Origin of the sequence: Stenotrophomonas sp. SAM-B, assembly GCF_013387485.1 — a bacterium.
GTDB lineage: Bacteria > Pseudomonadota > Gammaproteobacteria > Xanthomonadales > Xanthomonadaceae > Stenotrophomonas > Stenotrophomonas maltophilia_AA.
Window position 1 is genome coordinate 398,087 of the sequence record NZ_JABBXB010000001.1, and the last position, 12,697, is coordinate 410,783.

At 66.6% G+C, this 12,697-nt stretch carries 13 protein-coding genes; 7 read left to right on the forward strand and 6 right to left on the reverse strand.

Annotated features, from left to right (window positions below; all coding sequences use genetic code 11):
• The first annotated feature begins 2 nt into the window (after positions 1 to 2).
• The 3 genes from HH110_RS01675 to HH110_RS01685 are packed head-to-tail and all read left to right on the forward strand — an operon-like array spanning position 3 to position 1,795.
• Entirely contained in the window at positions 3 to 626 is a 624-nt protein-coding gene (locus tag HH110_RS01675; protein WP_176988033.1) for a hypothetical protein, read from the forward strand.
• Entirely contained in the window at positions 627 to 1,178 is a 552-nt protein-coding gene (locus HH110_RS01680) for a DUF6817 domain-containing protein (RefSeq protein WP_176988034.1), read from the forward strand.
• Complete coding sequence (locus tag HH110_RS01685; protein WP_176988035.1) at positions 1,178 to 1,795, forward strand: hypothetical protein; 618 nt, start codon at positions 1,178 to 1,180, stop codon at positions 1,793 to 1,795. Before HH110_RS01680 ends, HH110_RS01685 begins: the two co-directional genes overlap by 1 nt.
• Before the next feature lie 31 nt (positions 1,796 to 1,826).
• Here the strand turns inward: HH110_RS01685 and HH110_RS01690 are convergent, their stop codons facing one another.
• The 4 genes from HH110_RS01690 to HH110_RS01705 form a co-directional block, all read right to left on the reverse strand.
• Entirely contained in the window at positions 1,827 to 2,354 is a 528-nt protein-coding gene (locus tag HH110_RS01690) for a TlpA disulfide reductase family protein (RefSeq protein ID WP_342589204.1), read from the reverse strand.
• Positions 2,355 to 2,383: 29 nt separating this feature from the next.
• Positions 2,384 to 4,744 carry a protein-disulfide reductase DsbD gene (locus HH110_RS01695; protein WP_176988037.1) on the reverse strand — a complete coding sequence of 787 codons (2,361 nt, stop codon included), beginning with the start codon at positions 4,742 to 4,744 and terminating at the stop codon, positions 2,384 to 2,386.
• Entirely contained in the window at positions 4,744 to 5,082 is a 339-nt protein-coding gene (gene cutA / locus HH110_RS01700) for a divalent-cation tolerance protein CutA (protein WP_176988038.1), read from the reverse strand. The genes HH110_RS01695 and cutA overlap by 1 nt, the downstream gene beginning before the upstream one ends.
• Positions 5,083 to 5,154: 72 nt before the next feature.
• Complete coding sequence (locus tag HH110_RS01705; RefSeq protein ID WP_176988039.1) at positions 5,155 to 6,939, reverse strand: endonuclease; 1,785 nt, start codon at positions 6,937 to 6,939, stop codon at positions 5,155 to 5,157.
• 293 nt (positions 6,940 to 7,232) lie between these two features.
• Here HH110_RS01705 and HH110_RS01710 point away from each other — a divergent pair, with 293 nt between their 5' ends.
• Positions 7,233 to 7,520 carry a co-chaperone GroES gene (locus tag HH110_RS01710; RefSeq protein ID WP_019183551.1) on the forward strand — a complete coding sequence of 96 codons (288 nt, stop codon included), beginning with the start codon at positions 7,233 to 7,235 and terminating at the stop codon, positions 7,518 to 7,520.
• A 99-nt stretch (positions 7,521 to 7,619) separates the two neighbouring features.
• Complete coding sequence (groL, locus tag HH110_RS01715; RefSeq protein WP_176988040.1) at positions 7,620 to 9,269, forward strand: chaperonin GroEL; 1,650 nt, start codon at positions 7,620 to 7,622, stop codon at positions 9,267 to 9,269.
• A 229-nt stretch (positions 9,270 to 9,498) separates the two neighbouring features.
• Here the strand turns inward: groL and HH110_RS01720 are convergent, their stop codons facing one another.
• Positions 9,499 to 10,836 carry a type II toxin-antitoxin system HipA family toxin gene (locus tag HH110_RS01720; protein ID WP_176988041.1) on the reverse strand — a complete coding sequence of 446 codons (1,338 nt, stop codon included), beginning with the start codon at positions 10,834 to 10,836 and terminating at the stop codon, positions 9,499 to 9,501.
• Entirely contained in the window at positions 10,833 to 11,201 is a 369-nt protein-coding gene (locus HH110_RS19575; RefSeq protein ID WP_369407602.1) for a helix-turn-helix domain-containing protein, read from the reverse strand. Before HH110_RS19575 ends, HH110_RS01720 begins: the two co-directional genes overlap by 4 nt.
• A gap of 250 nt (positions 11,202 to 11,451) precedes the next feature.
• Here HH110_RS19575 and HH110_RS01730 point away from each other — a divergent pair, with 250 nt between their 5' ends.
• Both HH110_RS01730 and HH110_RS01735 read left to right on the forward strand, forming a co-directional pair.
• Positions 11,452 to 11,946, forward strand: a complete 495-nt coding sequence (locus HH110_RS01730; RefSeq protein WP_176988043.1) for a MarR family winged helix-turn-helix transcriptional regulator — start codon at positions 11,452 to 11,454, stop codon at positions 11,944 to 11,946.
• Entirely contained in the window at positions 11,943 to 12,683 is a 741-nt protein-coding gene (locus HH110_RS01735; protein WP_176988044.1) for a DNA alkylation repair protein, read from the forward strand. Before HH110_RS01730 ends, HH110_RS01735 begins: the two co-directional genes overlap by 4 nt.
• The last annotated feature ends 14 nt before the right edge of the window (positions 12,684 to 12,697 follow it).

The window sequence follows — 12,697 nt, forward strand, 5'->3', positions numbered from 1 at the left end:
AGATGTCGACACTACAACTCGATCGCCTTGCTCCCGCCCACGTGATGCCGGCGCACGGCGAGGTGCTGGTTCTTGAAGACAGCGTGCCGTTGGCGTTGCGGAGGGAGATCCTCGGGCTGGTCCGGCGCCCGATCTGGGCCTACGGCTGGAAATCGGTGAAGGACCATGATCGCTACGGATTCTGGCATGCGCATTTCGCCGGTGGGGGAGAGGACGACCAGCTCAGCTGCGAGCCGGCACTGGCCGCCAACGTGCAGGCCCAGCCGATCCATCGGCTGTGGCGGCTGCTTGCCTCCGGCATTCTCGAAGGGCACGTCCCGGTGCGTGTCTACGCCAACGGACACACCTACGGTGTCGAAGGGTACATCCATACCGACAGCGAGGAGGAGGACGCGTTCACCACCATCTATTACGCGCATGCCGCCTGGGACGCGAACTGGGCCGGAGAGACCGTGTTCTTCCCGCAGGGTGGCGGCGCTGGCAAAGCCGTGCTCCCCGAGCCGGGCAGGGTGATCGTGTTTCGCGGCGCAACACCGCATGTGGCGCGCTCGGCCAGTCGTGAATGTCCGGAGTTGCGTGTCTCGGTGGTGATCAAGACACGCCTGGCGCGTCCGGGAGACCAGTGAATGGAGGCCAGGCCGATCCTCTCCGCCGCGTCCGGGCCACTCACCACGCTGCTGCACCATCTCGGTGCCGCGGGTGTGACCCACAGCGGCAGAACGTTGCTGGAGCATCTGGCGGGAACGGCGGCGCTGCTCAGGCAGTGGGGTTGCTCCGAGCACGTGGCTGCCGCGGGCATGTATCACAGCATCTACGGAACCAACGCATTCTCCTTCGCCTGCCAGTCGCCGCAGCTGCGTGAGGAGATCGTCGCGGCCATCGGGCGGGAAGCGGAACATCTGGTGTATCTGTTCGCAATCAGTCACAGGCCCTCCGCCTGGTTGACGGCGTTCCATGAGGGCTCCGTTGTCAGTCGTCTGGACGGCAGTCGCCATCCCGTGACCGGCGAGCAGCTGCGCGAGCTGATCGCCATCGAGTGCGCCAACCTGGTCGAGCAGGGCGCGGTGGCGGGTTTTGTCGAGGCGCTGCTGAAACTGCCGGCGTCGCATCGGCAAGCGCTGATCAGCGCCGAGGTCCACGAGGGAATCATTCAATTGACAGAGGAGAGGACGAAATGATGGAACCGGCGCTGGCGATCGAAACGCCCCCCGCGACCGCCCTTTTTGAACAGCGTGGGTATGAGGTCGTCCCCGCACTCATCCCCCGCGAGGTCCTGGACATCGCGTTCCGGTACTACCTCTCGTTCACCAATTGCCTTGGCTACTACACGGTCAAGCCGGGCGTCCAGGCACTTGACCGATATGCCGACGCACTCGGCGAGGCGATGCTGCCCACCGTACAGGCCCGGCTGGAGACCCTGACCGGTTTGAAACTGCTGGCGACCTATTCTTTCGCACGGATTTACACCACCGCGTCAAGGTTGCGCAAACACGTTGATCGCGGGGCGTGCGAGGTCAGTGCCACCATGACGGTCGGCTTCCGGAATGCCGATGGACTCTGGCCCATCTTCGTCGAGTCTGATGGCGTCGACGTGGCCGTTCCCCTGGATGTCGGTGATGCCCTGGTGTACCGGGGAATGCAGGTGCCGCACTGGCGTGAACCGCTGGCCAAGGGCATCTGGTGTCAGCTGTTCTTCCATTTCGTAGAGGCGGACGGCGCCATGCGGGAGCACGCCATGGATGGTCGCGGACGGCTCGGCCCGTGGACGGGTGATCAGCTGCAGCAGGCCGACTGAGCCGGGAATCCCGGCATGCGCAGCACTGTCGTCAGTGCCTCGCCCAGGCCTCGATCTCACCGGCCGCGAACGGCCCCAGCTTCTGTTTCACGATCCGTCCCTGCGCATCGACCAGCACCGAGTACGGCAGCAGTCCCTGCGCGTTGCCCAGCCGCACGCTGGCATCGGCCGGCCCGGGCGTCTCGAGCACGATCGGATAGGTGACCGGAATGCGGGTCAGAAAATCGCGCACGCCCTCGGGCGTATCCAGCGCCAGCCCGAGCACCTGCACCCCGCCGGCACCCTCGCCGGCGGCAAACGCGGTCAGCGCGGGCATTTCTTCCACGCACGGGCCGCACCAGCTGGCCCAGACGTTGATCAGCAGCGGGCGCCCGCGGAAGCGGGCCAGATCCACCGGTTGGCCGTGGAGGTCCGGCAGGGTGATCGCCGGCAGCGGGTCGCCCGGCCGGGCCGGGGCCACCACCGGGCGCGGCGGTGGCGGGGCAGGGGCCGGACCGGTTTCCCGTCCCGGGAACCACACGCCGGCGCCGATACCGAGCACGGCGGCGATCACGACCACCACGACCGTCCGGCGTGGTGGCCGCGTCCTCATCGCGCGGTCCGCAGCAGCGCTTCTTCCACCAGCGCCTGGGTGAGCACGGTCGGCAGCACGGTCGGCGGTGCGCCGGGGCCGTAGACCACGTACAGCGGCACGCCGACGGCCTTGTGTTCATCGAGGAACGCGGTGATCTGCGGATCGACATTGGTGTAGTCGCCGCGCATGTAGACCGCGTTGGTCCGGCGCAGGGTGTCGCGGAAGGCGTTGGTGCCAAGCACGGCGCGTTCGTTGGCCTTGCAGGTGACGCACCAGTCGGCGGTCATGTTGACGAACACCACGCGGTTGTCCTGGCGCAGGCGATCAAGCATCTGCGGCGAGTACTCGACCACGTTGTCGCTGGCCGGCTGCGCAGCCTTGGCCGGCGGATCCAGGCGGGTCACGCCCCAGACCGGATACAGCGCGGCCAGGATCAGCAGCATGGCCAGCAGGCCGGCGACGCGCTGGCTGCGCCAGCGGCTGCGCTCGAACCACCACAGTGCCAGCGACAGGATCACCAGGCCGCCCAGCACCAGCGCCATCGCATCCACGCCGCGCTGCTTGCCCAGCACCCACAGCAACCAGATCGCGGTGCCGTACATCGGGAAGGCCAGCACCAGCTTGAGGGTCTCCATCCACGCGCCCGGGCGCGGCAGGCGACGGGCCAGCGAGGGCACGAAGCCGATCAGCAGGAACGGCAGCGCCAGGCCCAGGCCGAGTGCCAGGAACACCAGCATCGCCTGCAGGCCCGGGGCGGCAAACGCATACGCCAGCGCCGGGCCCATGAACGGGGCCACGCACGGGCTGGCGACCACGCAGGCGAGCACGCCGGTGAAGAAATCTCCCACCGGGCCGCTGCGCGAGGCCAGCGACTGGCCGACGCCGCCCATGCTGCCGCCCAGGGTGAACACACCCGACAGGCTCAGGCCGACGGCGAACATCAGGTAGACCAGCGCGGCGATGAACCACGGGTGCTGCAGCTGGAAGCCCCAGCCTGCGGCCTGGCCAGCCGCACGCAGCGCGATCACCAGCGCGCCGATGGCGGCGAAGGCGACCAGCACGCCGGCGGTGTACCAGAGCGCATGGCTGCGCGCACGCTGGCGGCTCTCGCCACTCTGCGCCACGCCCAGCACCTTCAGCGACAGGATCGGCAGCACGCACGGCATCAGGTTGAGGATCAGGCCACCGGCCACGGCGAACAGCAGCAGCACCAGCAGGTTGCCCGGTGCGGCCGCCGGGGCGACCGGCGGCGGCGTGCGCTGCGCGTTGTCCGCGCTCGCATCGGGCGTGGCGGCGGTGTCGCCCGGCACGGCCAGGGCAGGTTCGTTCGGGCGGATCAGCATCGGCTGGCTGCCGGCGTCGCCGCGGGCCAGGGCACGCTTGTCACGCGTGGGCAGCGGTGCGATGACCTCGCTCTTCTGCGCGACCTCATCGGCCTTGGCGTTGATCGTGCCTGCCGGGAGGGCCAGCTTTACCCGGCGCGTCATCGGCGGGTAGCAGATGCCATCGGTCTGGCAGCCCTGGAAGGTGATCACCAGGGTGGCATCGGAGGCACCGGCGGTGCTGCGCCGCAGGGGCAGCGGCACGTCGATCTGGTCGAAATACACCGCCACGTCGCCGAAGTGCTCATCGCGGTGGGATTGGGCGGCCGGCCACTTCGGCTTGTCCGCGCGGATGCCCGGGGCGCCTTCCAGCGCCAGCGAGGTGCGGTCGCGATACAGGTAGTAACCCGGCGCGGGGGTGAAGCGCAGCAGCACGGTATTGCCATCGCCGACGATCGCATCGAAGCCGAACGCGCGCTCGGACGGCAGCGGCAACGCCTGGGCGTTGCTGGTGCCGGGCAGGCGCAGCCCGGTGCCGGTGTTGCCGGCCAACGGGTTGTTGAACGGGGAGGCGGCAGCGCCGGCGGCGGCCGGGGCGCTGCTGGCCGCGCCGCTGCCACCGGCCGGCAGCTTCACCTGCAGCGTGCGCTTCTGCGGCGGGTAGCACACACCCGCATCGGCGCAGCCCTGGTAGCGCACTTCCAGCGTGACGGTGTCGGTGCCGTCGGCGGCCTTGCCCGGCAGCACGCCGGTCAGGCGTTCGCGGTAGGTCTCCACCTCGCCGAAGAAATCATCGTGGTGCTTCTTGCCGGCGGGCAACTGCAATGCCTCGGCGTCGAAGCCGGCAGCGGCCTTGACCGTGGTGCGATGGCGATACAGGTAATAGCCCGGGGCGATCTTCCAGCTGATCTCCACCCGGTCGCGATCACGCGCCTGTGCGGTGAGCCCGAAAGCCTCATCGACCGGGAGCAGGTCCTTTTCGCTGACCGCCCAGGCCGGCAGGGAGAGCACGAGCAACGCGCACAGCGCGGCAACACGACGAAACAGCGTCATCAATCACTTTCCTCACGGGTCTGGGCCCGAATCCAATCCAGGTACGCCGGCAGGCCGGCGCGGGTTTCGACCGCGATGCACTCAGGGAGTTCATACGGGTGCAGGGCCTGAACGCGCGCGATCGCGGCCTCCAGGCGGCTGCCGGTGGTCTTGATCAACAGTTGGACCTCATGGTCCTCGGTGACCTCGCCCTGCCAGCGGTAGGTCGAGTGCGCCCCGTCCAGGCGCGTGACACAGGCCGCCAGGCGTTCGTCCACCAGCGCATGTGCCAGCCGCGTGGCGCAGGCCACGTCGGGGCAGGTGGTGAACAGCAGGAAGACGGGATCGGCGATCGACATGACCGCCGAGTATAGGACCGTGGGAGGCCAATGGTCCGACCGGCGCCGCGAGGGGGCGCCGGTCGGTTGGGCTCAGTTGGCCAGCTGGCAGGTCGCCGGCTGGGCCGAGGTGAACAGCGCCGGGGTGGCCCACTCCGGGTGGTCGATGAACGGATTGCGGTTGCCCTGGAAACTGAAGATGACCTCGTTGCGGGCGCGTTCTGCCGCGTCCGGCGGGTCGGACAGGTGCCAGTCGATCAGGGTCGAGAGCAGGCCCATGTAGGCCGGCGAGGCCGAGGTCTTGACGATCCTGCTGCGGTCGTCGGTCAGCTCCAGGTCCGGCTCGGACTGCCCGGTTTTGGCATCTTTACCGCCTTCATAACGGATCGCCATGTACATCACCGCACGCGCCATATCGCCCTTGCGGTGGCCCCACACTTCGAACGAGCCGCCATTGCCATCCGGCGTGCGCACCCAGTTGGACGTGCCGGGGTAGCCGCCGCTGCCGCCGCCGAATCCGTTGTTGGCTTCGGTCGCGCGTTCACCGCAGTTGCTGTCGCATTTGGCAAAGGGCTTGTTGCCGCGGTCCGCATTCCACTGCGCATCGGTCAGATACAGCATGTGGGTGTCGGTGTAGGGCGCGTAGGGCAGGCCCTTGTCGCCGGTGGTGCTGGCAAAGCCCAGCGAGTTCGGCCAGGTGTGCTCGCGGTTGTAGGTCAGCCCGCTGCCGGTGCCCGCACGGCCGCTGACCTTGGTGTAGCTGCGGTTGCGGTAGGCATCGAGGATGTTGCCGCTGTTGTTGGGATCTTCGTCGGCGATCTCGAGGATGGTCCAGGTGCTGGTGCCCGAGCCGCTGTAGGGATAGGCGGTGTGGCCCTTGATGGTTTCGTGCAGCGAGCAGCGCAGCTGGCTGGGGGTGGAGGTGTTGACCCTGGCGTAGTACTCCCCGGGCGTGCCGGGATTGCCCGGATCGGGCGTGCTGGCGGTGGCCACGGTGAAGGCGATGCGCGTATCGGCGGCCGGGCGCGCGCCCTGGGCATCCTTCACGCGGGTGGCGCGGATGTCGAAGCGGCACGCTTCACCCGCCACCAGTGCGGTGTTGGTGGCCAGGGTGAAGCGGGTGCCGGTGGTCGGGTGGCTCAGCGCCACGCTGCCGGACTGGCCGCAGCTCAGCGCGAAGGCGCCGCTGGTGAGGGTGACCGGCTCACTGAAGGTGACGCTCAGGTCGGCGGCAGCCGGGAAGGTGCTGGCGCCCTGCTCGGGGGTGGTGGCGGTGACCGAGGGCGCCGTGTTCGGGCCGGTCGGGCCGCCGCCACTGAAGGTCTGGCCATTGTTGCAGGCGCCGAAGGTCTGCGCGGCCGAGGCGGTCCAGGTGAAATGCGCGTACTGGCTGCCGGCGCCGGTCAGCTGGAGGGAGGTGCCCGGGGCGGTGCCGTTGGTCTCGCTGACCGGGATGTTCTGGCTGGTCAGGCCCGCGGCAGGCCCCCCGGCGGCGGTGATGGTGCCCTCGTAGCTGAGGAACTGGACCACCCTGCCACTGGCATCGACCAGGGCGATGCCGTCGTTCGGGCCGTTCTGGATGCCGTTGGTCGGGTAGGTGACCGTGGCCAGCCGGGCGCTGCCGCAGCTGGCGGTGCCGGCCGGGACTGCGTTGTTGGCGTAGACCGCGGCCGCCGAAGGGTTGCTGCCGTTGTAGAGGTAGAGCCGGTAGCCCGACAGGTCTTCACCGGCGGTGGCGACCACCTCGATCGCCTCGCCGACGTCCCCGGCCGGGGTGCTGTCGTCGTAATGCAGTTCATTGATGAATACATCGGCCCGGGCCGGGCTGGTGGCCAGCGCCAGCAGGCAGGCCAGGGATAGCGGCGTCAGCAACCTCATCTACGGCTCCTTGTGATTGGTCAGTGCCGCTCGAATCTACGCAATCCAGATGACACATCCATGGGACCGTCGCGTTCGACCTTCCGCATTGAGAACTGCGTCAAACATTCACATCCAGGGGCGGCCCCGGAAAAAAATCCGACCGGCTGCCCTTGAAAGGGGAGGGGCCAGCACCATCTCTGCTTTGTCCCGCACCGTCGGGTTTTTTCGTGAGCGTGGCTGGCAGTCGCCCTGTGCGAGTGCTAACATCGCCAGACTTTCCTAGACCAATCAACAACTTAAAAGGGTCTCACATGAGCATCAAGCCGCTTCATGACCGCGTCGTAGTCAAGCCGATCGAAGCCGACGAAATCTCGTCCGGCGGCATCGTGATTCCGGATTCCGCCAAGGAAAAGTCGACCAAGGGTGAAGTCGTGGCCGTCGGCCCGGGCAAGCCCCTGGACAACGGCAGCGTGCGCGCGCCGTCGCTGAAGGTCGGTGACAAGGTCATCTACGGTCAGTACGCCGGCAGCAGCTACAAGTCCGAAGGCGTCGAGTTCAAGGTCCTGCGCGAAGACGACATCCTCGCCATCGTCGGCTGAGTGGGCGTCGCCGGGCCTGGCCTGGCGCTGCCGGATGTTGCTTCGTTCCGTCATTCATGAAGCCGGGCATGGCCCGGCTCTACATAAAAGGTAATCGCAATGGCTGCCAAAGATATTCGTTTCGGTGAAGATGCCCGCGCCCGCATGGTGCGCGGCGTCAACGTTCTCGCCAATGCCGTCAAGGCCACCCTGGGCCCGAAGGGCCGCAACGTCGTGCTCGAAAAGAGCTTCGGCGCGCCGACCATCACCAAGGACGGCGTCTCCGTCGCCAAGGAAATCGAACTGGCTGACAAGTTCGAGAACATGGGCGCGCAGATGGTGAAGGAAGTCGCGTCGCGCACCAACGATGACGCCGGCGACGGCACCACCACCGCCACCGTGCTGGCCCAGGCCCTGATCCGCGAAGGCGCCAAGGCCGTCGCTGCCGGCATGAACCCGATGGACCTCAAGCGCGGTATCGACAAGGCCGTGATCGCCGCCGTCGCCGAGCTGAAGAACATCTCCAAGCCGACCGCTGACGACAAGGCGATCGCCCAGGTCGGCACGATCTCGGCCAACTCGGACGAGTCGATCGGCAACATCATCGCCGAAGCGATGCGCCGCGTGACCAAGGAAGGCGTCATCACCGTTGAAGAAGGCTCGGGCCTGGACAACGAGCTGGACGTCGTCGAAGGCATGCAGTTCGACCGTGGCTACCTGTCCCCGTACTTCATCAACAACCAGCAGTCGCAGACCGCTGACCTGGACGATCCGTACGTGCTGCTGCACGACAAGAAGATTTCCAACGTGCGCGACCTGCTGCCCGTGCTGGAAGGCGTCGCCAAGGCCGGCAAGCCGCTGCTGATCATCGCCGAAGACATCGAAGGCGAAGCACTGGCGACCCTGGTGGTCAACACCATCCGTGGCATCGTGAAGGTCGTGGCCGTCAAGGCTCCGGGCTTCGGCGATCGTCGCAAGGCGATGCTGGAAGACATGGCCGTGCTGACCGGCGGCACCGTGATCTCCGAGGAAATCGGTCTGTCGCTGGAAAAGGCGACGATCAAGGACCTGGGCCGCGCCAAGAAGGTGCAGGTCTCCAAGGAAAACACCACGATCATCGATGGCGCCGGCGAGAAGGCCAACATCGAAGCGCGTGTCACCCAGATCAAGACCCAGATCGAGGACACCTCGTCGGATTACGATCGCGAGAAGCTGCAGGAACGCGTGGCCAAGCTGGCCGGCGGCGTTGCCGTGATCAAGGTCGGCGCCTCGACCGAAATCGAAATGAAGGAAAAGAAGGATCGCGTCGACGACGCCCTGCACGCTACCCGTGCAGCCGTTGAAGAAGGCGTGGTCCCGGGCGGCGGCGTTGCGCTGGTCCGTGCGGTCACCGCGCTGAGCGGCCTGAAGGGTGCCAACGAAGACCAGAACCACGGCATCCAGATCGCCCTGCGCGCGATGGAAGCCCCGCTGCGCGAAATCGTGGCCAACGCCGGCGAAGAGCCGTCCGTGATCGTCAACAAGGTCAAGGAAGGCACCGGCAGCTTCGGCTACAACGCGGCCACCGGCGAATTCGGCGACATGCTGGAATTCGGCATCCTGGACCCGACCAAGGTGACCCGTTCGGCGCTGCAGAACGCTGCCTCGATCGCTGGCCTGATGATCACCACCGAAGCCATGGTTGCCGACGCCCCGAAGAAGGATGACGGCGCTGGCGCAGCTGGCGGCGGCATGGGCGGCATGGGTGGCATGGGCGGCATGGACTTCTGATGTCGAGGCCGGCCTTTGGTCGGCACGCATCGGAGCGGTAGGTGCCGCAAGTAACGGCGAATGCCGTTGCTAACGTCGCTTGCGACGGCCCGAAGGGTGCCCGCCCGAAGGGAGGGCATACCGTTGGTCGGTACCCGCCAAGCGCCAAAGCAGTACGAAAAAACCCCGCCGGAAGGCGGGGTTTTTTTGTGCGTGTATTGCTGGCCATCCACTCAGCGTTCGGACCTGCTTATTTCAGCGGATCGACCTTGAGGAGTTCCGATCGGCCAATGACATCGCGGGCGATCCGCGCCGGCTCCGGATCGGACAAACCCTTGAAGCCCTCACCCATCTCCTGGGCAGGCAGGGCGTAGACCTGTTTGCTGCGGAGCACGCTCATGCCTTCCTGCCACGCCAGAAGCATGCGTTTGCCGATGTCATGGAAACCCGGGTGCCGCTCCATGGCCTCGCGCACCCGCGGCGCTACGTCGGCGACGGCTGCACCGATCTGTTCAACCAGCCGCGTCTGCTCCATGGCCGACACACCGAAGACCTTGGTGACCTCACGTTGAAGTGTCTTGCCCGGCTCCCATGTCTTGCGGCCCGCAAGCTGGATGGCGGGCGGATTCATGGCGTACTGCGGATACGCGGCCGTGGTGAGCATGTCGTACACCGGTGCCAGGTGGACATCCGCTCGCCCCGTGTAGAGCAGTGCTACGTTCTTTGCGTGGCAGTCCGCATTGCGCAGTGCGTGCGTCAACAACACCGTGGCGGCGAGTTGCCGGTTCACGGTGGCACGATTGCCACCGGGAACATGGTCGCGTACCGCCTTGGCGATCCGCTCCCACGTGGTCTGGTACTTGTTTGCGGGCCGCAGACCCAGCAATGCGCAGAAGTCCTCCATCCCGAAGTGACGGCGGCCCTGCACATCCACGTCGAAACGGTCGACCACCAGGGCCTGGCCGTCTTGGGAAATCTGTGTTGTCGCGGTGGGAATCACCTTCGCAGCCACCTGCATGCACAGGTGTTCGTTGAGGGAGACGAACGGAAGGTGCGGCGAGGAGCCCTTGATGATGTGGCGATGGGTGAGCAGCGTGCCTTTCTCATGGCCACCCAGGTCGACGTGCTCCTGCGCATTGTCGAGGAACTTCGGCACCACGCCCGAGACGCCGCTGACAGCATGCTCCCGTACCAGTTGGGCAAACGCCTCTGCCGAATTGTCGCCCTGCAGCAGGTGAGCGACGTCGATCGGTGCCAACGGCGTCTCCAGGTCAGTACCAGGCGCGGCGATCTGCACGCGACCGATCATGTTGCGACCAACCACCGACAAGAGGGCGAGCGGATCGGCGCCGATATGAGGGCCGAACTGTTCCTGGAGCACTTGCAGCAGATAGCCTTCTGGCAGATTCATCTGGAAGACCGGCGGCAACGGCTCGTCCCATGCCCATGGTTCGCGTTGGACATGCATCGTGAGCGATACGAAGTCGTCGGGGTCCACATTGGAGTGATAGACCAGTGCGCTCTGGAAATGGCCAATCTGTTGGATCGATGCCACCTCTCGACCGGACACGTAGACGGATGAAGTCATCGCCGGCGTGCTCCCGGCGTGCTTCCGGCACGCAATGGATCGTGGCCCTCTGCGCGTAGTTCCTCTCGGAGCTCGTCGAGCGACCCATGGCTGCCCTCGCGCTTGAACTCCAGCTCCATCCCCAATACGGCGAGGACAGCAAGGAGCTTTCGAGCGCCGAAGTCGGACACTTTTCCCAGCTCGAAACGGGACAGCGTGACCTGGGAAATACCGGCCTGCGCGGCGACGACACCTTGTTTCAGGCCCAAGCCGCGTCGTCGTTCGGCCACGGCTTCGCCCAGTTCTGCCAAGGTCTGCATTGATCGTATACGCCTAAATTGTGTAGATTTATGTGGATATTGGTCGAATACGACTAAATCACACATGCCGAGGTCGCGCAACCCCCAGCGGCTACGATGCTCGCGTCGGCGCTGCTGAACGGCCTCGCGCTTGTTGTCTGGCTGCAGAAGGCCTGGGCGATGGCGTCAGCCTGGGAGGGGGTCATCCATGCGTCCTTGCGGGTGATCCTGTTGCCGATCTTCACCTGTCACCTGCAGTGCGTAACGTGCGGCGGGTCTTCCAGATGCTCTGCAGTGACGATATGATTAGCCGCCGTACTATTCCGGATCCGCCTGCATGCTGGAAATCAAACACCAGGCCTTCCTGACCGAACTGGAGCGACGTGGCCAGCCGGACGCGGGTGAGTTGGCGTTGTGTTTCCAGGTGCTGTCGCTGGCCAGCGCGATCGACCAGGACTGCGCGAGTCGCCTTGCCCCGCTCGGACTGAGCGAAGGACGTTTCGTGCTGCTGTTCCTGCTGCGTGGCGCCGACACCGCGCTCTCGCCCCACCAGTTGGCCGAGCGTGCCGGGGTGACCCGCGCCACCATCACCGGCCTGCTCGATGGGCTGGAGCGCGAGCAGCTGGTGAGCCGTCACAGTGATCCGGAGGACAAGCGGCGCATCCATGTGCAGTTGACCGCGGCAGGCCAGACCCTGGCCGCGCAGCTCTTCGACCAGCAGACGCACTGGATCGCCTCGCTGTTCGCCGACATCAGCCCCAGGGAGCGCCGCACGCTCGGCACGCTGCTGCAACGCGTGTGGTCGCGCACCGACGCAGGGCGCGCCGCATGAAACAGCCCATCACCCGCGAGCGACGCGGGCAGCTGGATCGTGGTGAAACCGAAGCCACCCATCTGGCCGAAGTGCTGGCAGTGGACTTCGCCAAGCTCATGGCCAATATCGCGCCCGGTCTGCCAGCCTCGGCGATCACCCCGATGCGCAACGCGGCCAAGCGCGGCATCACGCTGCGCATGCAGGGGGCCGCGACCCTGCTGCGCGTGCACGGACACGGTGACCATGCGCCGTGGTCGCGGCACACCAGCGACACCGTACGGGGCTGGGCCTGCTATCTGATCGGCAGCGATCCCGCCTTGTCGCTGGAGCGCAAGCTGGATGCGCTGCGCCCGCTGGCCGATGACGCGCACTTCGGCGTGCGTGAGTGGGCGTGGCTGGGGGTACGTCCGCATGTGGTGGCCGAGCCGCTGCGCGTGCTGTCGCACCTGCACGACTGGACCACCGACGCCTCACCCAATGTGCGCCGGTTCGCCTGCGAAGCGCTGCGCCCGCGTGGGGTGTGGGCCGCGCATATCACGCTGTTCAAGCAGGAACCACAGCAGGCCCTGCCGCTGCTGCAGGCGCTGTGCCGCGATGCCTCGCGCTATGTGCAGGACTCGGTCGGCAACTGGCTCAACGACGCCGGCAAGACCCAGCCCGACTGGGTACGCGCGCTGTGCGGCGAATGGCAGCAGCAGCACGCCGACGATCCGGCCAATACCTACATCCGCAAGCGCGCGCTGCGCTCGCTCTGACCTCAAGGAATGCC